Source organism: Streptomyces sp. NPDC041129, from assembly GCF_055592265.1.
Map to the genome: position 1 here is coordinate 690,606 of NZ_JBVIYV010000002.1, position 21,253 is coordinate 711,858.

At 72.6% G+C, this 21,253-nt stretch carries 19 protein-coding genes; 13 read left to right on the forward strand and 6 right to left on the reverse strand.

Annotated features, from left to right (window positions below):
- A partial coding sequence (locus ACZ6B1_RS11355) for a DEAD/DEAH box helicase (protein WP_468777024.1) occupies nucleotides 1–1,887 on the reverse strand: 1,887 nt, incomplete at its 3' end.
- A 506-nt stretch (nucleotides 1,888–2,393) separates the two neighbouring features.
- Between ACZ6B1_RS11355 and ACZ6B1_RS11360 the strand changes: the two genes are divergently transcribed.
- Nucleotides 2,394–3,140 carry a ferritin-like fold-containing protein gene (locus tag ACZ6B1_RS11360; protein WP_468777026.1) on the forward strand — a complete coding sequence of 249 codons (747 nt, stop codon included), beginning with the start codon at nucleotides 2,394–2,396 and terminating at the stop codon, nucleotides 3,138–3,140.
- Nucleotides 3,141–3,194: 54 nt separating this feature from the next.
- Here the strand turns inward: ACZ6B1_RS11360 and ACZ6B1_RS11365 are convergent, their stop codons facing one another.
- The 4 genes from ACZ6B1_RS11365 to ACZ6B1_RS11380 all read right to left on the reverse strand — a co-directional run bounded on the left by ACZ6B1_RS11365 (nucleotide 3,195) and on the right by ACZ6B1_RS11380 (nucleotide 5,075).
- A complete protein-coding gene (locus ACZ6B1_RS11365; protein WP_351662479.1) occupies nucleotides 3,195–3,467 on the reverse strand; it encodes a hypothetical protein in 273 nt (90 codons plus the stop codon).
- Nucleotides 3,468–3,667: 200 nt separating this feature from the next.
- Nucleotides 3,668–3,895, reverse strand: coding sequence for a DUF3107 domain-containing protein (locus ACZ6B1_RS11370; protein WP_351662481.1), 228 nt, complete (start codon nucleotides 3,893–3,895; stop codon nucleotides 3,668–3,670).
- Nucleotides 3,896–4,028: 133 nt separating this feature from the next.
- On the reverse strand, nucleotides 4,029–4,670 hold the full coding sequence (locus ACZ6B1_RS11375; protein ID WP_468777027.1) for a TetR/AcrR family transcriptional regulator: 642 nt from the start codon (nucleotides 4,668–4,670) through the stop codon (nucleotides 4,029–4,031).
- Between the two features lie 168 nt (nucleotides 4,671–4,838).
- The gene (locus ACZ6B1_RS11380) at nucleotides 4,839–5,075 is read right to left on the reverse strand and encodes a hypothetical protein (protein ID WP_468777029.1); all 237 of its coding nucleotides are present in this window, start codon (nucleotides 5,073–5,075) and stop codon (nucleotides 4,839–4,841) included.
- A 255-nt stretch (nucleotides 5,076–5,330) separates the two neighbouring features.
- Between ACZ6B1_RS11380 and ACZ6B1_RS11385 the strand changes: the two genes are divergently transcribed.
- The 12 genes from ACZ6B1_RS11385 (at nucleotide 5,331) to moeZ (ending at nucleotide 20,155) form a co-directional block, all read left to right on the forward strand.
- Complete coding sequence (locus tag ACZ6B1_RS11385) at nucleotides 5,331–6,326, forward strand: alpha/beta fold hydrolase (protein ID WP_468777031.1); 996 nt, start codon at nucleotides 5,331–5,333, stop codon at nucleotides 6,324–6,326.
- Nucleotides 6,327–6,332: 6 nt separating this feature from the next.
- On the forward strand, nucleotides 6,333–7,931 hold the full coding sequence (locus tag ACZ6B1_RS11390; protein ID WP_468777033.1) for a DUF3152 domain-containing protein: 1,599 nt from the start codon (nucleotides 6,333–6,335) through the stop codon (nucleotides 7,929–7,931).
- 56 nt (nucleotides 7,932–7,987) lie between these two features.
- Nucleotides 7,988–8,083 (forward strand): Ms4533A family Cys-rich leader peptide, encoded by a 96-nt coding sequence (locus ACZ6B1_RS11395; protein WP_351662488.1) that lies wholly within the window; start codon nucleotides 7,988–7,990, stop codon nucleotides 8,081–8,083.
- A 179-nt stretch (nucleotides 8,084–8,262) separates the two neighbouring features.
- Nucleotides 8,263–9,981, forward strand: a complete 1,719-nt coding sequence (locus tag ACZ6B1_RS11400) for an ABC transporter substrate-binding protein (RefSeq protein ID WP_468777035.1) — start codon at nucleotides 8,263–8,265, stop codon at nucleotides 9,979–9,981.
- A gap of 4 nt (nucleotides 9,982–9,985) precedes the next feature.
- A complete protein-coding gene (locus tag ACZ6B1_RS11405) occupies nucleotides 9,986–11,035 on the forward strand; it encodes an ABC transporter permease (RefSeq protein ID WP_468777036.1) in 1,050 nt (349 codons plus the stop codon).
- Nucleotides 11,032–12,030: an ABC transporter permease gene (locus ACZ6B1_RS11410; protein ID WP_468777038.1), complete on the forward strand. Its 999-nt coding sequence runs from the start codon at nucleotides 11,032–11,034 to the stop codon at nucleotides 12,028–12,030. Before ACZ6B1_RS11405 ends, ACZ6B1_RS11410 begins: the two co-directional genes overlap by 4 nt.
- A complete protein-coding gene (locus tag ACZ6B1_RS11415; RefSeq protein ID WP_468777040.1) occupies nucleotides 12,027–13,619 on the forward strand; it encodes a dipeptide ABC transporter ATP-binding protein in 1,593 nt (530 codons plus the stop codon). Before ACZ6B1_RS11410 ends, ACZ6B1_RS11415 begins: the two co-directional genes overlap by 4 nt.
- A 202-nt stretch (nucleotides 13,620–13,821) precedes the next feature.
- A complete protein-coding gene (locus ACZ6B1_RS11420; protein ID WP_468777042.1) occupies nucleotides 13,822–15,540 on the forward strand; it encodes a DUF3492 domain-containing protein in 1,719 nt (572 codons plus the stop codon).
- A gap of 158 nt (nucleotides 15,541–15,698) precedes the next feature.
- Nucleotides 15,699–17,006, forward strand: coding sequence for a hypothetical protein (locus tag ACZ6B1_RS11425; protein ID WP_468777493.1), 1,308 nt, complete (start codon nucleotides 15,699–15,701; stop codon nucleotides 17,004–17,006).
- A gap of 210 nt (nucleotides 17,007–17,216) precedes the next feature.
- Entirely contained in the window at nucleotides 17,217–18,176 is a 960-nt protein-coding gene (locus ACZ6B1_RS11430) for an NAD-dependent epimerase/dehydratase family protein (RefSeq protein WP_468777044.1), read from the forward strand.
- Nucleotides 18,164–18,913 carry a spherulation-specific family 4 protein gene (locus tag ACZ6B1_RS11435; protein WP_468777046.1) on the forward strand — a complete coding sequence of 250 codons (750 nt, stop codon included), beginning with the start codon at nucleotides 18,164–18,166 and terminating at the stop codon, nucleotides 18,911–18,913. Before ACZ6B1_RS11430 ends, ACZ6B1_RS11435 begins: the two co-directional genes overlap by 13 nt.
- A gap of 63 nt (nucleotides 18,914–18,976) precedes the next feature.
- Nucleotides 18,977–20,155 carry an adenylyltransferase/sulfurtransferase MoeZ gene (gene moeZ / locus ACZ6B1_RS11440; protein ID WP_468777048.1) on the forward strand — a complete coding sequence of 393 codons (1,179 nt, stop codon included), beginning with the start codon at nucleotides 18,977–18,979 and terminating at the stop codon, nucleotides 20,153–20,155.
- A 176-nt stretch (nucleotides 20,156–20,331) separates the two neighbouring features.
- Here moeZ and ACZ6B1_RS11445 read toward each other — a convergent pair whose 3' ends face one another.
- Nucleotides 20,332–20,820, reverse strand: a complete 489-nt coding sequence (locus ACZ6B1_RS11445; protein WP_468777050.1) for a lamin tail domain-containing protein — start codon at nucleotides 20,818–20,820, stop codon at nucleotides 20,332–20,334.
- Nucleotides 20,821–21,253 lie beyond the last annotated feature (433 nt).

The following is a 21,253-nucleotide window of genomic DNA, read 5'->3' on the forward strand; positions in this document are numbered from 1 at the left end:
GGCTTCCGCGGTGTCCACGGCGGCCTCGGCGGCGGCAGCGGTCTTGCGGGTGCGGCGCGGCTTGGCCTCGGCCTCGGTCTCCGTCGCTTCCGGGGCGGCGGCGGTCTTCCGGGTGCGGCGCGGCTTGGCCTCCGTCGCTTCCGCGGTGTCGACTACGGCCTCGGCCGCCGGCTCGGCCGTCTTGCGGGTCCGGCGGCGCGGCTTCGGCTCGGCGGCCTCGGCCACGGCCTCGGGCGCCGCCGTCACGGGGGCGGCCTCGACCACGGGTGCCTCGACCACGGGCGTCTCGGTCACCGGCGCCTCGGCCACGGCGGACTCGGCCGGCTCGGCGGCCTTACGCGTGCGGCGACGGCGCGGCTTCTCCGGAGCGTCCGCGGTGGCAGGGCCCTCGGCCGTGTCCACCGCCTCGACGGCGGGCGTCTCGACGGTCGCGGCGGCGGCCGTCACCGGCTCGGCCCCGGTCCCGCCGCGCGTACGGCGACGGCGGCGCGGCGTACGGGTCGCCGTGGGCTCCTCGGCGGTGCCGGACTCGGTGGCCGGCGCCGGGGCGGTGGAGGCGTCCAGCGCGGTCCCGCCGCGGGTGCGGCGGCGACGGCGCGGGGTGCGGGCCGGGCGCTCAGCCTCGGCCGACGGGGCGGCGGACTCGGCGGGGCCGCCACGGCCGCCCCGGCCACGGCCGCGGGCTCCGCGGCCACCGGTCTCGCCCAGGTCCTCGAGCTCCTCCGCGTCGAGCCCGGCGCGGGTCCGCTCCGAGCGCGGCAGTATGCCCTTGGTGCCCGCGGGGATGCCGAGGTCCGAGAACAGGTGCGGAGAGCTGGAGTACGTCTCCGCCGGGTCGTTGAAGTCCAGCTCCAGCGCCTTGTTGATGAGCTGCCAGCGCGGGATGTCGTCCCAGTCGACGAACGTGATCGCCGTACCCTTGGCGCCCGCGCGGCCGGTGCGGCCGATGCGGTGCAGGTACGTCTTCTCGTCCTCGGGGGACTGGTAGTTGATGACGTGGGTCACGCCCTCGACGTCGATGCCGCGCGCGGCGACGTCGGTGCAGACGAGGACGTCGACCTTGCCGTTGCGGAAGGCGCGCAGGGCCTGCTCGCGGGCGCCCTGGCCCAGGTCGCCGTGGACCGCGCCGGAGGCGAAGCCGCGCCGCTCGAGCTGCTCGGCGATGTCGGCGGCGGTGCGCTTGGTGCGGCAGAAGATCATCGCGAGCCCGCGGCCGTCGGCCTGCAGGATGCGGGCGGCCATCTCCGGCTTGTCCATCGAGTGCGCGCGGTAGACGAACTGCTTGATGTTCGCGACCGTCGCGCCCTGGTCGTCCGGCGCGGTGGCGCGGATGTGCGTGGGACGCGACATGTAGCGGCGCGCGAGGCCGATGACCGCACCCGGCATGGTCGCCGAGAACAGCATGGTCTGGCGCCTGACCGGAAGCATGTTGATGATCCTCTCGACGTCGGGCAGGAAGCCCAGGTCGAGCATCTCGTCGGCCTCGTCGAGGACCAGGCACTTGACGTGCTTCAGGTCCAGCTTCTTCTGGCCCGCGAGGTCGAGGAGCCGGCCCGGGGTGCCGACGACCACGTCGACGCCCTTCTTCAGGGCCTCGACCTGGGGCTCGTAGGCCCGGCCGCCGTAGATCGCCATGACGCGCACGTTGCGCACCTTGCCCGCGGTCAGGAGGTCGTTGGTGACCTGCTGGCACAGCTCGCGCGTGGGGACGACGACGAGCGCCTGCGGGGCGTCGGTCAGGGCCTCGGGGGCGGCGCGGCCGGCCTCCACGTCGGCGGGGACCGTCACGCGCTCGAGGAGCGGGAGACCGAAGCCCAGCGTCTTGCCGGTGCCGGTCTTGGCCTGGCCGATGACATCCGTGCCGGAAAGGGCTACGGGGAGGGTCATCTCCTGGATGGGGAAGGGGGTGACGATGCCGACGGCCTCCAGGGCCTCGGCCGTCTCGGGAAGGATTCCGAGGTCTCGAAACGTCGTAGTCAGGGTGCTGCCTCTTCTGTGTGGCGCGGCGCGAGGCGAGCGCGGGGGTCTTTGACGGACCGTGCCGGGGGACGTCGGCTGCCATACGGGCGAACCACTCGGGCCAGCCGTAAAGCACGGGACCTCTGCCGACGCTCTAGCGCTCGTACCGCTGAGGGTGTCCCTCCGGTCGACGTACGTATGTGCCGTACGGCCGGGGAGGGCTGTCGGGTCGGAGCCGATCGGGCCACCGACCGGGCATCCTCATGCGTGCGGCCTGTCGGGACGCGTCGAACATCGTCGACGCACTCAGCCAGGCGCATTACCACCATACCCCGGATTCGCGCACATGCGATGGCCGATTTGCTCACGTAGTCGTGGTCACACTGGTTGGCCAGGGGCTTCCGGGGCAGGGCAAGCGGACTATTGTGCGCCTCATGACTAGCTCTGACAAGCCTGAGAACGCGCCCGCCGCCGCTGCCGGACCCACCGGCGTCGCCGCCCAGGACTGGACCCGGGCCTCCGCCGACCCGCAGTACCGCGCCGCGGTCGTGGACCTGCTCGGAGCGCTCGCGTACGGCGAGCTCGCGGCGTTCGAGCGGCTCGCGGAGGACGCCAAGCTGGCGCCGACGCTCGCGGACAAGGCGGAGCTGGCCAAGATGGCCTCGGCCGAGTTCCACCACTTCGAGCGGCTGCGCGACCGGCTGACCGAGATCGGTGAGGAGCCGACCGCCGCGATGGAGCCGTTCGTCGCGGCCCTGGACGGCTTCCACAAGCAGACGGCGCCCTCCGACTGGCTGGAGGGCTTGGTCAAGGCGTACGTCGGCGACTCGATCGCCAGCGACTTCTACCGGGAGGTCGCGGCCCGCCTGGACTCCGACTCGCGCGAGCTGGTCCTGGCCGTGCTCGACGACACCGGGCACGCCGGATTCGCGGTGGAGAAGGTGCGTGCGGCGATCGACGCGGACCCGCGCGTGGGCGGGCGGCTGGCGCTGTGGGCGCGGCGGCTCATGGGCGAGGCGCTGTCGCAGTCGCAGCGGGTGGTCGCCGACCGGGACGCGCTGTCCACCATGCTCGTGGGCGGTGTGGCCGACGGGTTCGACCTCGCCGAGGTGGGCCGGATGTTCTCCCGCATCACCGAGGCGCACACCAAGCGGATGGCCGCGCTGGGCCTCGCGGCCTGAGGCCGGGGCCCTGGCGTTGGGGGGCGGTACGCGCCCCGTTGACGGCGTCGCTCGCTACGCCGGGATCGATCGTCGGCGCAGCCGGCGGCCGGCCGGGCGGAGCAGCAGGGACAGGGAGGCCGCCGAGACGACCGCGGCACCCAGCAGGCTCAGCAGGGCCGTGCCGGGACCGAGTGCGCTGTGGGTGACGAAGTCACCGAAGAGGGCACCGGCGACGCCCGTCGCGAAGACCAGGGCGGGGGCGGGCAGGCGATGGGCCAGCCGCTGTGTCGCCGCCCAGGCGAGGAGCAGACCGACCAATGCGGATCCGAGTGCTTCCAGGATCATGTCGGGGTCCCTCCCACGGCCGGCCGGTGCTTCACGGTCGTAGCCCGTCCTACCCGTGACCTGCGGAGTGCAACCCTCCTCTGTGGAGGACCTGTGCTCCATCTGTGCGCGGCCACCACGGCCGCCACGGCTGCACGGGCACCGAAAAACGGAAGGGGCCCGGCGGCATCTGCCGCCGGGCCCCTTCCGCCGAACGGGACCTACAGAGTGCCGAAGCCGACCTTGCGGACGGTCGGCTCGCCGATCTCCACGTACGCCAGACGGTCCGCCGGCACCAGGACCTTGCGGCCCTTCTCATCCTCGAGGCTGAGCAGCGGCGTCTTTCCGGCCAGGGCCTCAGCCACCACGCGCTCGACCTCGGCGACGCTCTGACCGCTCTCCAGAACGATCTCGCGGGGCGCGTGCTGCACGCCGATCTTGACCTCCACGGCTATGTCCCTCCGACGGTCAGTGCTGTGCGCGATCTTCCGCGCCGTACCAGCACACATTAGCCCGGTGAGGGGACGTACACGCTGCGGGCCGGAACGCCATCAGCGAACACCGCGGGGGAACAGATGACCGTCAGTGGTGGTCGATGCCGTGCAGCGGGAAGCCGGCGATGCCCCGCCAGGCCAGCGAGGTCAGCAGTTGCACCGCCTGGTCGCGCGGCACGCTGCGGTCGCTGTGCAGCCAGGAGCGCGCCACCACCTGGGCGAGACCGCCGAGGCCGGAGGCGAGCAGCATCGACTCCGCGCGCGAGAGACCGGTGTCCTCGGCGATGACGTCGCAGATGGCCTCGGCGCACTCGTTGGTGACCTTGTCGACGCGCTCGCGCACCGCGGGCTCGTTCGTCAGGTCGGACTCGAAGACCAGGCGGAAGGCGCCGCCGTCGTCCTCCACGTAGGCGAAGTAGGCGTCCATGGTGGCGCGGACGCGCTGCTTGTTGTCGGTCGTCGAGGCGAGCGCGTTGCGCACCGACTGGATCAGCGCCTCGCAGTGCTGGTCCAGCAGCGCGAGGTAGAGGTCCAGCTTGCCGGGGAAGTGCTGGTAGAGCACCGGCTTGCTGACGCCGGCCCGCTCGGCGATGTCGTCCATCGCCGCGGCGTGATAGCCCTGAGCGACGAAGACCTCCTGGGCGGCGCCCAGCAATTGGTTCCGTCGGGCTCGGCGTGGCAGCCGTGTGCCACGTGGGCGTGCCGCCTCAGTCTGCTCGATGGCTGTCACGCCGCCTCCCAAAGTCGTCCACGTGCGGTGTAGGCCGCGCGGCCATCGTACTTTTCGGTAACCGTGCTGTGCGCGGTGCGAGCGCAGAATTTCACGTACCGGACGGCGATGAAAGCGGTTCACGCCCCCCTGACGCGGCCGAACGGGTTCCGCGGGGCGGCGGCGATGTCAGCGGTAGTCGTCCTCGTCGAGGGAGACGACGCGTCGCTGTTCGACGAGATCGGCCTCATTGCCGCGGGCCGGATCCACGTCCGTCAGGGGGTCGTCGCGCTCCGGGGTGACGTCCGTGTGCTGCTCGGCGGAGTCCCCCTCGGGGGCCTCGACGTCGATCTCCGGGGCGCTCTCGTTCTCCCGGTCCTCGATCGCGTCGGGCTCGATGGGGTCCTCGATGGAGTCGTGGGTCATGGTGGGCTCCCTTCCTACGAACGTCCCTGGAACCAGCAGGGGCCACATTCGGGTGCCCTCTGTACGAGCCTAGGAGACACCCGACCCCGGTGCCATGCCATGGACGCCCGTCGGCCTTGTGGTTGCGCGGTTCTCGGGGGGCAGCCGCCCCCTCCGGTCCGCTCCGCGGTCCCGGTCCTGTGTCCGTCACGGACCGACGCAGTCTGTGATGGCGAACACATGAGCCGCTACGTGATCGTCTCGTAACATTGCCGCATGTCTTCGACCGAGTCGCCGTCCGTGCCGGCCGCAAGTGTCCTTCCCAGGGTCGCGCCCGTCCGGGTCGGGGACGGCGAGCGGCTGAGGTCGGTGGGACTGCCGGGAGTCACCCTGTCGCTGCGTTCGCGGCCGCCCGCGCGCGAGGGGCTGCCGCCCGCGTTCTTCGTCCACGGACTCGGCGGTTCCTCGCAGAACTGGTCGTCGCTGATGGCGGAACTGGACGGCGTGGTCGACGGCGAGGCGGTGGACCTGCCCGGTTTCGGCGACTCCCCGCCCCCGGACGACGGCGACTACTCCATCACCGGGCACGCGCGCGCGGTCATCCGCTGTCTGGACGCCGCCGAACGCGGCCCGGTGCACCTTTTCGGCAACTCCCTCGGCGGCGCGGTCGCCACACGCGTGGCTGCCGTACGGCCGGATCTCGTCCGGACGCTCACCCTGGTGTCGCCCGCCCTGCCGGAGCTGCGGATCCAGCGGACCGCGGTGCCGACGGGGCTTCTGGGCGTCCCGGGCATCGCCGCGCTGTTCACCCGGCTCACCCGGGAGTGGACGGCCGAGCAGCGGGTGCGCGGGGTCATGGCGCTCTGCTACGGCGACCCCGGACGCGTGTCGGCCGAGGCGTTCGGCCACGCCGTGGAGGAGCTGGAGCGGCGGCAGCAACTGCCTTACTTCTGGGACGCGATGGCACGCTCCGCGCGCGGTATCGTCAACGCCTACACCCTGGGTGGACAGCACGGGCTGTGGCGCCAGGCCGAGCGCGTGCTCGCTCCGACCCTCCTGATCTACGGCGGTCGCGACCAACTGGTCGGCTTCCGCATGGCCCGCAAGGCCGCCCGCTCCTTCCGCGACTCGCGTCTGCTGTCGCTGCCGGAGGCGGGGCACGTGGCGATGATGGAGTACCCGGAGGTGGTGGCCGGGGCGTTCAGGGAACTGCTCGCGCAGGCCGGTACACCGGGCGGCGATTCGGCCGCGGACACGGACACGGAGAGCTGAGGGCTGGTGGGACGCCACAGTCGCCGCGGAGCGGCCCCCAAGGGCGACTCCGTGGACATAAACGCACAGAGAGAGGCGCGGGGCGCCGCCCCAGGGGCCGCCGGACGCGAGGTCCGGCTGCCCGGTCAGCGGCAGACCCCGGCGGACGGACCGGGTGTCCGGGGGACGGCACCGCGCCCGGCGCCCGGGGCGCCCGGCGTCCCGCCCGGCGCCCCGGCCCGTGGGGTGCCGCGCTTTCCGGACGGCACCCCCGCTCATGGTGTGCCGCGCCTTCCGGAGGGCACTACGGTCCGTGTGGCACCCAGGCTTCCTGACGGCACTCCCGGTCGTGGCGTGCCGCGCTTCCCGGACGGCACCCCGGCCCGTGGTGTTCCGCGACTGCCCGACGGCACGCCCGCACAGGGAGTGCCGCGGGTCGGTGGCGGTGCCTTCGGGGCCCGTGGCGGGCATCCCGAGCAGCGTGAGACCGGAGGCGGCTGGGGCGAGTTCAAGAGGGCGGCCGGCGGCGGCGCCGGTCTGGCTCCCGGTAGTCCCGGGGCGCCCGGGGGTCCGGCGGCTGCCGGTGCCCGGCAGGGCGCGGGCGGCCCCGGCACGGCCCTCCCGCGGCAGCGACGCCGGCAGGGTGGCCCCCGGCAGGACTACCTGGACGCCTTCGACGAGGACATCGACGTCTTCGAGCCCGGCTCCGGGCGCCGCGCCGAACCGGGCGACCGGCGGGAGCAGCACAACCCCGACGCGGACTCGGCGGCCACCCGAGCCGGTTCCGGGCGTGGCGGCGACGGGGCAGAGGCCACCGTGCCCGCGCAGCGCCCCGGCGGCAGGAGCCGGGCCTTCACCGGCATCGCGGCCGCCGCCGTGACCACCGCCCTGGCGATCGTGGTCGCCGGACAGGTCGCCGACGGCCATGACGGCAGCGGCGTCCAGGCCCAGTCCGCCACCGGCCGGACGGACGGCGCCCAGGCCCCCGGCGGCATGGCGCCCTCCACCGCGCCCAGCGTGGCGGCGCTGACGTACGACCAGAAGATGGCCCGGGCGTACCCGCTCAGTGCCGAGCTGCGGGGCTCCGGTAGGTTCGACGCGGTTCCGGGCCTGGACAAGGCGCCCGGCAAGGGGCAGAAGTACACCTACCGGGTGGACGTCGAGCAGGGACTCGGCCTGGACGGCGAGCTGTTCGCCGAGGCCGTGCAGAAGACGCTGAACGACGACCGCAGTTGGGCCCATGACGGCGCCCTTACCTTCGAGCGCGTCTCCTCCGGCAAGCCGGACTTCGTGATCACCCTCGCCAGTCCGGGCACCACCGCCAAGTGGTGTGCCAAGTCCGGGCTGGACACCACCGAGGACAACGTCTCCTGCGACTCGGCGTCCACCGAACGCGTGATGATCAATGCCTACCGCTGGGCGCAGGGCAGTGAGACATACGGGGACAAAATCCACGCGTACCGGCAAATGCTGATCAATCATGAAGTGGGGCACCGGCTCGGCCACGGCCATGTGTCCTGCGACAAGGACGGCGAACTCGCCCCGGTCATGCAGCAGCAGACCAAGTTCCTCGACCACGACGGAATCCACTGCCGCCCCAACCCCTGGCCGTATCCCAGGAGTTGACGGACGGCGCTTGTGTCACATTGACATGAGTCGCATGTTCGTTCATATTTCTCAGCATGTGGTCCCGTCATACCGTCTCGCGTAGCGCCGCCATCGAGCTGGCGCTGTTCGGTGTGACCGCGCTCTGCGTGGCCGACATCCACTGTCGCTGACGCCGCCTCCCTGGCGTTCGCGTCGCGACTTCTCTCCCCTTTCTCGTCCGTGACCGTGTCACGGACGTTCACGACGACCCGACGCCGGGGCCGACGTCTGTCCGCAGTCGTCTCACTCCTCGTCCATCTGTCTCACTTTTCGAGAAAATCTCGATCAGCCCCGAGAGGTCGTCATTCCGATGCGTCAACCGTCCGTCATAGCGCGCCGCGTGGCAGCGGCATCCGTCAGCCTGGTCGTGGCAGCGGGCGCCGCCGCCTGCGGTCCGAAGGACAACGATGCCAAGGGCTCAGCCGGCGACTCCGCGCCGCACAAGGGCGGCACTCTCACGGTGCTGAACTCCAACCCCCAGCAGGACTTCGATCCGGCCCGCCTTTACACGTCCGGCGGCGGCAACGTCCCCTCGCTCGTCTTCCGCACCCTCACCACCCGCAACCGCGAGAACGGCGCGGCCGGCGCCGAGGTCGTCCCCGACCTCGCCACCGACACCGGGCGCCCCAACAAGGACGCGACCGTCTGGACGTACACCCTGCGCAAGGGCCTCAAGTACGAGGACGGCACCGCGATCACGTCCGCCGACGTCAAGTACGGCATCGAGCGCTCCTTCGCGCCCGAACTGTCCGGAGGCGCGCCCTACCTGCGGGACTGGCTTGTCGGCGCCGCCGACTACCAGGGCCCCTACAAGGACAAGAAGGGGCTGTCGGCGATCGAGACGCCGGACGAGCGGACCATCGTCTTCCATCTGAACAAGCCCGAGGGCGAGTTCCCGTACCTGGCCACGCAGACCCAGTTCACGCCCGTGCCCAAGGCCAAGGACACCGGCACGAAGTACGAGGAGCGCCCGGTCTCGTCCGGCCCGTACAAGGTCGTCAGCAATGAGAACGACGGCGAGCACCTCGTCCTGAAGCGCAACACGCACTGGTCCACGGCCGTCGACGCCGAGCGCAAGGCCTACCCGGACACCATCGACGTCCGCTCCGGCCTCGACTCCTCCGTGATCAACCAGCGGCTGTCCGCGTCCCAGGGAGCGGACGCCGCCGCGGTCACCACGGACACCAACCTCGGCCCGGCCGAACTCGCCAAGGTCACCGGTGACAAGGAGCTGGCCGCTCGCGTGGGCACCGGCCACTTCGGCTACACGGACTACATCGCCTTCAACCCGAAGGTGAAGCCTTTCGACGATCCCAAGGTCCGGCAGGCGATCTCCTACGCCATCGACCGGTCCTCGGTGGTCAACGCGGCCGGCGGCAGCGCGCTCGCCGAGCCCGCCACCACCTTCCTGCCCGACCAGAAGTCCTTCGGCTACACGCCCTCCGACCCGTTCCCGGCGGGCAAGTCCGGCAACGCGGCCAAGGCCAGGGAACTGCTGGCTCAGGCCGGCCACAAGAACGGCCTCACCGTCACGCTGACCCACTCCAACAGCAAGGACTTCGAGACCAGCCCCGAGATCGCGACCGCGATCCAGGACGCCCTCAAGAAGGCCGGCATCACGGTCAAGCTCCAGGGCCTGGAGGAGAACGACTACTCGGACAAGATCCACAGCGTGAAGACCGAGCCGGGCTTCTTCCTCGCCCACTGGGGAGCCGACTGGCCCTCCGGCGGCCCCTTCCTCGCCCCGATCTTCGACGGGCGGCAGATCGTCAAGGACGGCGCGAACTTCAACACGGGCCTGCTCGACGACAAGTCGGTCAATGACGAGATCGACGCGATCAACAAGCTGACCGACCTCGACGCCGCCGCCAAGCGGTGGGGCGCGCTGGACAAGAAGATCGGCGAGAAGGCCCTCGTGGTGCCGCTGTTCCACCCGGTCTACAAGCGCCTGTACGGCGAGGACGTCCGGAACATCGTCATCAGCGACTGGACCGGCGTTCTCGACATCTCCCAGGTCGCGGTGAAGTAGGGCCGTGAGCGAGGCACTTGTCGCCACCCAGGCCCCCGGGACGGACACCGTCGTCCCGGGGGCCTCGGGGGCCCGTCAGTTCTGGCGGCGGCTGCGGGCGCAGCGCGCCGCCCTGGTCGCCGCGGCGGTCGTCGCGCTGCTCCTCCTGGTCGCGCTCGCCGCGCCGCTGCTCACCGCCCTGGAAGGCCAGGACCCCACCACCTACCACCCGTCCCTGATCGACTCCGCGCGCGGGGGCGTGCCCATCGGCTCGTTCGGCGGCGCCGGTGGCGGCCACTGGCTGGGCGTCGAGCCGCAGACCGGGCGCGATCTGTTCGCCCGGCTGGTGTACGGGGCGCGGGTGTCGCTGGGGGTCGCGCTGGCCGCGACAGCGATCCAGGTGACCCTCGGCGTGCTGATCGGGATCGCCTCGGCGCTCGGCAGCAGGCTCATTGATCAACTGTTGAGCCGGATCACGGACATCATCATCGCCCTGCCGCTGATGATCATGGCGCTGGCGCTGCTCGCCATCGTTCCCACGAGCTTCCCCCGGCCCGTCCTGGTCACCTTCGTGATCGGCCTGATCGCCTGGGGCAACATCGCCAAGATCACGCGCGCGCAGACACTCACCCTCAAGGGGCTCGACCATGTGGCCGCCGCGCGGCTCAGCGGCTGGGGCACCTGGCGGATCGCCCGCCGCGAGCTGCTGCCCGGGCTCGCCGCACCCGTCATCACCTACGCGGCGCTGCTCGTCCCCATCAACATCTCGGTCGAGGCGGCCCTGTCGTTCCTCGGTGTGGGCGTGAAACCGCCCACGCCCTCCTGGGGACAGATGCTCACCGCCGCCGACGTCTGGTACCAGGCGGCGCCGCAGTACCTGCTGCTGCCCGCCGGCGCCCTCTTCGTCACCGTCGTCGCGCTGACCGTCCTCGGCGACGGGGTGCGCACCGCCCTGGACCCGCGCGCGGCCTCCCGGCTGCGCGTCGGCACCGGCGCCAAGGGCGAGGGCAGGGCGGCCGGGCCGGGCAACGGCGACGGCGGAGCGGCCGGAGCCGGAAAGGAGGACGCCGCATGAGCGGGTTCGGCGGTTTCGTGCTGCGCCGCACCGTCGGCGCCCTGGTCACCCTGCTCGCCATCTCGGTGATCATCTACGTCGTCTTCTACGTCACCCCCGGCAACGTCGCCCAGATCAGCTGCGGGCCGCGCTGCTCGCCTGCCCAGGTCCACCAGGTCGCCCAGCAGCTCCACCTGGACGACCCCCTGTACCTGCGCTACTGGCACTTCCTGGAAGGCCTCCTCGCCGGCCAGGACTACTCGACCGGCACCTCGGTCGCACACTGCCCGGCGCCCTGCCTCGGACTCTCCTACCAGAGCGACCGCCAGGTGACCGACATCATCCTGACCAAGCTCCCGGTCAGCCTGTCGCTGGTGTCCGGCGCGATGGTGATCTGGCTGGTCCTCGGCGTCGGCACCGGAGTGCTCTCCGCCTGGCGGCGCGGCCGGTTCACCGAACGCGCGCTGACCGCGGTCACCCTCGCGGGCACGGCCACGCCCGTCTTCGTCATCGGCCTGGTCCTGATGATCGTGGTCTGCGGGGAGCTGCGGCTGCTGCCGTTCCCGCAGTACGTGAAGTTCACCGACGATCCCGAGCAGTGGGCGTGGAACCTGCTGCTGCCCTGGCTCTCGCTCGCCCTCATCGAGGCGGCGGCGTTCGCCCGCCTGACCCGGGCGGCCATGCTGGAGACCCTCGCCGAGGACCACGTACGGACGTTCCGCGCCTACGGCGTCTCGGAACGCTCGGTCGTCGGACGGCACGCCCTGCGCGGGGCGCTCGCGCCGGTCATCGCGCTGAACGCCAACAACTTCGGCGGAGCCGTCGGCGGGGCCGTCCTCACCGAGACCCTCTTCGGCCTCCCCGGCATCGGGCAGGAACTGGTCCACGCGGTCAAGGTGGTCGACCTGCCGGTGGTCGTCGGCATGGTCCTGGTCATCGGCTTCTTCGTGGTCATCGCCAACGCCGTCGCGGACGTCCTGTACGCGGTGGCCGACCGACGGGTGGTACTCGCATGAGCCTGGTCGAAGTCACGGACCTGACCGTGGAGTTCGGGTCCCTGCGCGCCGTGGACGGCCTCTCCTTCCGGCTGGCGCGGGGCGAGGCCCTCGCGCTGGTCGGCGAGTCCGGTTCCGGCAAGTCCACGGTCGCCGGCGCCCTGCTGGGCCTGCACCGGGGCACCGGGGCACGGGTCGGCGGCTCGGTCCTCGTCGCGGGCACCGACGTGCGGCAGGCCTCGGACGAGGAGCTGCGCCGGCTGCGCGGCGCCAAGGCGGCCATGGTCTTCCAGGACCCGCTGTCCTCGCTCGACCCGTACTACGCGATCGGCGACCAGATCGCCGAGGTGCACCGCGTGCACACGCGTGTGTCGCGCCGCGCCGCACGCGCGCGTGCCGTCGAGGTGCTGGACCGGGTCGGCATCCCGGACGCGGTACGGCGGTCCCGTTCCCGCCCGCACGAGTTCAGCGGCGGCATGCGCCAGCGCGCGCTGATCGCCATGGCGCTCGCCTGCGAGCCGGACCTGCTGATCGCCGACGAGCCCACCACGGCCCTCGACGTCACCGTGCAGGCCCAGATCCTCGACCTGCTGCACACGCTGCGCGAGGAGACCGGAATGGGCCTGCTGCTCGTCACCCACGACGTCGGGGTCGCCGCCGAGAGCGTCGACGAGGTACTGGTCATGCGGCACGGCAGGGCCGTCGAACACGGTCCGGTCGGCACCGTCCTGGCCTCGCCCGGGCAGGCGTACACACGCGAGCTGCTCGACGCCGTCCCGCGCGTGGACGCCCCACGAGCCGCCGCACGGGCGGCCGAGGAGGTCGTGCTGGAGGCCACCGGCCTGCGGCGCGAGTTCGGGCGCGGCAAACGCGCGGTCACGGCCGTGGACGACGTCTCGCTGACCGTCCGCCGGGGCGAGACCCTGGGCGTCGTGGGGGAGAGCGGCAGCGGCAAGACGACGCTGGGCCGCATGCTGGTCGGGCTGCTGGAGCCGACCGCCGGCGGGATCCGCTACGCGGGACGCCCGCACAACGGCGTGGACCCGGCCGTCCAGATGGTCTTCCAGGACCCGGTCTCCTCCCTCAACCCCCGGCGCAGCGTGGGCGAGTCCATCGCGGACCCGCTCCGCGCGCGGGGGGAGCGGGACGAGCGGCGCATCCGGGGGCGGGTGAGCGAACTGCTGGAGCGCGTGGGGCTCGAGGCGGCGCACTACGACCGCTACCCGCACGAGTTCAGCGGTGGCCAGCGCCAGCGCGTGGGCATCGCGCGGGCGCTCGCCGCCGACCCGCGCGTCATCGTCCTGGACGAGCCGGTCTCGGCGCTCGACGTCACCACGCAGGCCCAGGTGGTCGCGCTGCTCGGCGAGCTGCAGCGGGAACTCGGCCTCGCGCTCGTGTTCATCGCGCACGACCTCGCCGTGGTCCGCCAGGTCAGCGACCGGGTCGCGGTGATGCGCCGCGGACGGATCGTGGAGTCCGGTCCCGTGGACGAGGTCTACGACGCCCCGCGCGAGCCGTACACGAAGCAGCTCCTGGCCGCCGTGCCCGCGCTCGATCCGCAGCTCGCGGCCCGACGGCGGGCCGCCCGGCGGGAGTTGGCCGTGGCGTAACGTTTCACGCGTGGACGATCACCTTCCGCAGTCTTAGCGCGACAGAACGCGACCCGCACCCGAAAGTTACGCCCGTTCACCCCTTTTGGTGGCGCGATGGACAACCGTCCATCGCGCCACCGCTCTGTCCGCTTACGTTCGTCCCGCTGCGAGCCGCCGGGACGAAGGCGGCTTCCCACTCACGGAGATCGGGGGTGCACACGTGCGCATCGGACTGCTTACGGAGGGTGGCTACCCGTATGTGGGCGGTGACGCCGGGCTCTGGTGCGACCGGCTCGTGCGCGGGCTCGCCCAGCACGAGTTCGACGTCTACGCGCTCAGCCGCGGCCGGCAGCAGGAGGACGCGGGCCGGGTCCCGCTTCCGCCGCAGGTCGGCCAGGTGCGCACCGCTCCGCTGTGGACGGCAGAGGACGACGGGGTCACCTACGGCCGGCGCGCGCGCCGGCGCTTCACCGAGTGCTACGGCGAACTGGTCGAGGCCCTGAGCGGCGGGCAGCCCGGCGCCGCCTCGGGCTCAGCCGCCGGAACCGAGCCCGCTCAACGGGCGGACCGTTTCGGCAGCGCGCTGTACAGCCTCGCCGAACTCGCCCGTGACGAAGGCGGACTGGTCGGCGCACTCCGCTCCGACACCGCCCTGCGCACCCTGGAGCGCGCCTGCCGCGCCCCCGGCGCGCCGCGCACGGCGCGCGAGGCGCGCGTGGCCGATCTGCTCACGGTCACCGCCCACCTCGAACGCGCCCTGCGCCCCCTCTCCCTGGACTGGTACGGCGACGACGGCCTCGGCGCCGCCGACCTCTGCCACGCCGCCGCCGGCGGCACGGCCGCCCTGCCCGGCCTGCTCGCCCGGCACCTGTGCGAAGTGCCCCTGCTGGTCACCGAGTACGGCGTACAGCTCCGCTCGCACTACCTGGCCCTCGGCCCCGACGCCGCCGCCCCCGCCGTACGCGCGCTGCTCGCCGCCTTCCACGGCCTGCTCGCCACCGAGGTCTACCGGCGGGCCGCCCTTCTCACACCCGGCAACGCGCACGCCCGCCGCTGGCAGGAACGGTGCGGCGCCGACCGCGCCCGCATCCGCACCGTGCACCCCGGCATGGACGCCTCCTGCTTCGCCGAGGTCGGCGAGTCCCCGGACCGCGCCGATCCGTACACGCTCGGCTGGGTGGGGCGCGTCGAACCGACCAAGGACCTCGTGTCGCTGCTGCACGCCTTCGCGGAGGTCCGGAAGGAGGAGCCCAAGGCCCGGCTGCGGATCGTCGGCACGCCCGTGGGCCCCGAGGGCGAGGCCTACCTGGGCCACTGCCGGGTGCTCGCCGCGCAGCTCTTCCCGGACGAGGCGGAGGGCGTGCACGCGGTCGGCGACAACCCGGTCTCCTTCGAGGAGATCGGCGGCCCCGAGGTGCCGGCCCTGCCCGACGCGTACGCGGGCGCCGCGGTCGTCGTCCTCTCCAGCGTCGTGGAGGGCTTCCCGAACACCCTGGTGGAGGCCATGTTCAGCGGCCGCGCCACGGTGTCCACCGATGTCGGCGCCGTGGTGGAGGTGATCGGCGGCACCGGTCTCGTCGTACCGCCGCGCAACCCCCGGGCGCTCGCCGAGGCGTGCGTGGCGCTGCTGCGCGACCCCGAGCGCCGTGAGCGCCTCGGTGCCGCCGCACGCGCCCGCGCACTGGAACTGTTCACCGTCGAGCAGAACATCGCGGCGTTCGACGGCATCTACCTGGAGATCGTCTCGCACTGCCCGGTGCGCCGGGTCGTCCTCGACGAGGCCGGAGACCCGCTGCCGTTCGCAGCCCCGGCAGAGACCCATGTCCCCGTCCACTGGACCGGCCCCACGGCCCCGGAACGCATCCGGGAAGCGTCCGGCCGGGCACCCGGTGACCCGGTCCGCGCGACCTCCGGAGCGGCATCGGAGGGGGCACTGTGAGCGGCACGGAGAACGGCGCCCCGACTGGTCCCGGCCGGACGGAGGGCGTCGACGGTGACAGGGACGTCATGCGCGAGTCGCACGGCACGGACTCGCTGAGCGGTACGGACGAGCCGAACGGAACGGACACCCTGAGCGGAACGGCCGCGCCGAACGTCATGGACCGGCTCAGCGAACCCGACCGCCCCGGAATGCCGGCCGGTGGCACGGCCTGGGACGAGCCGTCGCGGGAATGGCTCACCGCTGCCGTGGCGGGCGCCGGAACGGCCGCCGAGGGCCGCGCGGACGCGGGCGCCGCCGGATCGGCGCCCCCGGCCGGGCCTGGCGCTGACCCCGCGCCCGGCGGGACCCGTACGACCCCGTTCCGGCGCGGAACCGCCGACCCCGTCAAGACCCTGTTGCACCGTCACCGTGAGCTGTGCGAGCGGGCCGTCGACCCGCTGGAGATCGCCGCCGGACTGGAGGCGCACGGCGTCACCGACCGGACCGCCGCCAGGTTCCGCCACCGCGACGTCTTCTCGCTCGCCGAGGAGCTGTACGCGCGCGTGCCCCGCGACGGCGCACCGCACCCCCGCCCCGAGCCCGGGCGGGGACCCCGCGTCCGGGCCGGCTGGGTCCTGCTCACCCTCCTGCCCGGGGCGCTCGCCGCGGCCGCCCTGACCGGACTGCGCCTCACCCACGGCCAGTCCCGCCTGCTGGTGGCCGCCGCCGGCCTGCTCGTCCTGGCCGCCGCGACGCGCGCAGCGCTGCGCCGAGGCCCCCTCGCCGCGGTGCCCGGCCGCGTCCCGTGGCGCACGGCGGCCGGCACCCGCGCGTGGACCCTCTGGCTGCTCGGCTACGCGCTGCTCGGCGACGGACTCCTGGAAGGCGTCGTCGCGGGTGGCCCCGACGCCCCGCCCACCGGCGCTCCCGACGGCCCCTGGCCGATGACCGCCGCACCCGTCCTGGCGCTCACCCTGGCCTGCGCCCCGGCCGCCTGGTGCGCCCACCTCCTCGCCGCCGGGGCCCGCCGCAGGCTCGCCGGCAGCCGGGGACTCGAGGACTTCACCAGTGCCGCCCGGCCACTGCTGGCCGGTGTCCTCGGCCTGTTCCTGGGCGCCCTCACCGGCCTGCTCGCCCTGTGCGGCACGGTCCTGCACGAGAGCGCGGCCTACCCGCAGGGTCTCGCCCTGGGCGCCCTCCTGCTGCTCGCCCGCCTCCTCGTCGCACACCGCCGGCGGCACGCCCCGGCGCTCGCCCTGAGAGCCGCCGCGGTCACCGAGGCCGCTGCGCTCGCCCTGCTGCTGGCCGCCCGGCTGCCCGGCTGCGCCTTCCTCGCCGCGCCCGTCCAGACCCTGGTGGACGCGTGGGGCCCGGCCGCCGTGCCGGCGCTCGCCTGCGGCGCCGCCGCGCTCGCCCTGCTGGTCCACGCGCTGCGCACTCTCACCCGGGCCTCGGCCCACGCCCCGGCGGGAGCACCTGAGTGAACCTTCCGCCACCGGCCCCGGCCGCGTCCGCCGCCACTCATCCCGAGCGCGCGGCGGCACCCGGCCACAGCCCCGGCGTCCGGCCCCCCACCGCAGGCCACCGCATCACCCCTTCGAAGGAGAAGACCAGATGACCACCTCCCGACACGGAGCGCCCGGAGCGTCCGGAGCCTTGGGAGCCGCCGGAGCGCACACTCCGGGAGCCGCCCGATGAGGGTCCTGCTGATCGGAGCCAACGGATACATCGGCCGCTTCGTCGCCGACCGCCTGCTCGCCGACCCGGCCGTCCAGCTCACCGCGCTCGGCCGCGGCGACGACGCCGACGTCCGCTTCGACCTCGCCTCGGGCAGCCCCGGAGCGCTCACCCGCTTCCTGGACGCGGTCCACCCCGGAGTGGTCGTCAACTGCGCCGGTGCCACCCGCGGTGGCGCCCGCGACCTCGTCCGGCACAACACCGTCGCCGTCGCCACCGTCTGCGAGGCCCTGCGCCGCAGCGGCTGCGGGGCCCGGCTGGTGCAGGTCGGCTGCGGCTCCGAGTACGGCCCCAGCCAGCCCGGCTCCTCTACGGCCGAGGACGCCGTGCCCCGCCCCGGCGGCCCCTACGGCGTCAGCAAACTCGCCGCCACCGAACTGGTCCTCGGCTCCGGCCTCGACGCCGTCGTGCTCCGGGTCTTCTCGCCCGCCGGACCCGGTACCCCGGCCGGCTCCCCGCTCGGCCGGCTCGCCGAGGCCATGCGCCGCGCCATGCAGTCCGGCGACGGCGAACTCAAGCTCGGCGGACTCGGCGTCCAGCGCGACTTCATCGACGTCCGCGACGTCGCACGCGCCGTGCACGCCGCCTCGCTCTCCGCCGCGCAGGGCGTCATCAACATCGGTTCCGGCCGCGCCGTCCGCCTCCGCGACGCCGCCGCAGTCCTCGCCCGGGTCGCCGGATACGGCGGCGCCCTGCACGAACTCGACGCTCCCCCCGGGCCGCTGCGCAGCACCATCGCCCACCCCCGGGCCGACTCCGAGCACGCGGCCCCGGTCGCCTACCCGTACCCGGACGGCTGCGGCAGCTGGCAGCAGGCCGATGTGCGCACCGCCCGCGACCGGCTCGGCTGGCGCCCCCGGATCAACCTCGAGGAATCCCTCGCCGACATCTGGATGGAGGCGGCATGCCGCATCTGACCAGCACCACAGCGAGCACCGCCGGCACCGGCGTCCGTACCGGCCTCGGCATCCCCGGCTACGCCCATCCGCTGGTCGCCCCCGCCCAGTGGGCCGAACTCGCCCGCCCCGGCACGCCCCTCGACTGGGTGGTGCTCAACGTCGCGGCCGGGCCCGGCAGCCGTCCCGACCCGCACTGCCTGGAAGCCGCGGGCCGGCTGCGCAACGGAGGCGTGCGGGTCCTCGGTCACCTGGACCTCGCCCATGGCGTCCGCCCCGTCGGCGACCTGCTCTCCGACGTGCACCGCCACCTCGAGTGGTACCGCGTCGACGGCTTCCTGCTCGACCGGTGCCCCACCGGGCGCGGCGCGCTGCCCGAGGTCCGCCGGGCGATCACCACCCTGCGGGCGCTCAGTGACACCGCCCACATCGTCCTGGGCCACGGCAGCCACCCGCACCCGGGATACGCGGAGAACGCCGACCAACTCGTGACGTTCTCGGGCCCCTGGTCCGACTACCGCTTCTCGCAGGCCGCCGAGTGGACCGCCGACTATCCGCCCGACCGTTTCTGCCACTTCGTGCACGGCGTGCCGTACGGCCACCTCGAGGAGGCGCTGCGCATCGCCCGCTGGCAGGGCGCGGGCACGATCTACCTCACCGATCGCACCGACCGCGGCGGCCGGGCCGACCCCTGGGAGACGATGCCCGGCTACTGGGACGAGATCGTCTCGCGGATCGGAACAGGTGTCTCGGAATGAAGAAGCCCGTGGCAGTGTTACAGGGAGAACAACCGTAGTGATCGACCGACCAACGGAGTCCCCGTGTCGCTGCCACCCCTGGTCGAGCCAGCCTCTGAGCTCACCGTAGACGAGGTCCGCCGGTACTCCCGCCACCTGATCATCCCCGACGTGGGGATGGACGGGCAGAAGCGGCTGAAGAACGCCAAGGTGCTCTGTGTGGGCGCCGGCGGCCTGGGCTCGCCGGCGCTGATGTACCTGGCGGCCGCGGGCGTCGGCACGCTCGGCATCGTGGAGTTCGACGAGGTCGACGAGTCGAACCTGCAGCGCCAGATCATCCACAGCCAGTCCGACATCGGCCGCTCCAAGGCCGAGTCCGCGCGTGACAGCGTCAAGGGCATCAACCCGTACGTGAACGTGATCCTTCACGAGGAGCGGCTCGAGGCCGACAACGTGATGGACATCTTCAGCCAGTACGACCTGATCGTCGACGGCACGGACAACTTCGCGACCCGCTACCTCGTCAACGACGCGTGCGTGCTGCTCAACAAGCCGTACGTGTGGGGTTCGATCTACCGCTTCGACGGCCAGGCCTCCGTCTTCTGGTCCGAGCACGGCCCCTGCTACCGCTGCCTCTACCCGGAGCCCCCGCCCCCCGGCATGGTCCCCTCCTGCGCCGAGGGCGGCGTGCTGGGCGTGCTGTGCGCGTCCATCGGCTCCATCCAGGTCAACGAGGCCATCAAGCTCCTCGCCGGCATCGGTGAGCCGCTGGTCGGCCGCCTGATGATCTACGACGCCCTGGAGATGCAGTACCGCCAGGTCAAGGTTCGCAAGGACCCGGACTGCGCGGTCTGCGGCCAGAACCCGACCGTCACCGAGCTCATCGACTACGAGGCCTTCTGCGGCGTCGTCTCCGAGGAGGCCCAGGCGGCGGCCGCCGACTCGACGATCACTCCGAAGCAGCTCAAGGAGTGGATCGACGACGGCGAGAGCATCGAGATCATCGACGTCCGCGAGCCGAACGAGTACGAGATCGTCTCCATCCCCGGCGCCCGTCTGATCCCGAAGAACGAGTTCCTCATGGGCACCGCCCTGGAGAGCCTCCCGCAGGACAGGAAGATCGTCCTGCACTGCAAGACGGGCGTCCGCAGCGCGGAAGTCCTCGCGGTACTGAAGTCCGCGGGCTTCTCCGACGCGGTACACGTCGGCGGCGGCGTGATCGGCTGGGTCAACCAGATCGAACCGGACAAGCCGGTGTACTGAGCAACCCTTTCGCCTGCCGGCGACCACGACCGAAGCCCACGGCTCTGACCAGCTCAGAGCCGTGGGCTTCGGGGGTTTTCGGCCGTGCGCGGTGTGTGTGGCACTGTCCCGGGCGAGTGCCACACCCACCTGTTCAGCGGGAGCGCGTGTCAGCGTTCACCGGCTCGGGGAGATGGTCAGCGACGGTGGTCATGGCCGCCACGGTGGTCACGGTCGCCACGGTGGTCACGGTCGCCGCGGCCCCAGGAGGCGTCGTCGACGAAGCGGCCGTGGTCGTTGCGAAGGGTCGCCGTGTCGGAACGGTCCCAGACGGACCGGTTGCGGTCCTGGAACAGGTCGCTGCGGGTGTCGTGGCCGTAGCCGGTGTGGACGCGAACGGTGGAGCGTGCGGCGAGCCGGTAGTGGTGGAAGGTGTAGGTGTGGCCGTCCCGGTCGGCCAGGGTCCAGCCGTTGAGGTTGACCGGGCGGCGCGAGTTGTTGGTGACGTCGACCCACTCCCGGTTCAGGGCGCGGTTGGAGCGGTCGTCCCGTCCCGGGGCGTCGTACCGCACGCTGCTGATGTAGACGGTGTCGCGGTGGTGGCGGCCGGGGTGGTGGTCGGCGGCCGAAGCCGGCAGGGCCACGGCTCCCACGGCGGCGGCCGCCACGGCGGCGACAGCGGTCATACGGCGAACGGATGCGGAAACGGTCACGAGGATCCCCCTACAGGAGTCCATGGCACCCCCCTTGCAGGCTTGCGGACGCAAGAACCCCGCAGGCCAGTGGTGGTGCGTTGTACGAGTGGCGGCCGGCTGGCCGCGCACTCACACTGTGCAAGCCGTGCGCCCGGTTTGTGGGGGAGATGTGCATGGCATTACGGGTTCAACATATTCCTGTGACTCTCTGCTGCAACGTCCATGTATGACTCCAACGCACCGAATTGAACTTCCGTCAGCGAAAAGTCCGCTTCACTACTGGTCTGTCGGGCTCGCGATACCGGCCCGCCGCCCTGCCGTGCCAGGCCGGTGTCACTCGAAAGTGAGTAACAGGAGCGACGTCGACCGACCGGACTAGTCAGTTCCGGCACGGACGTGTCCCGTGCTGGAACACTCCCTCCGG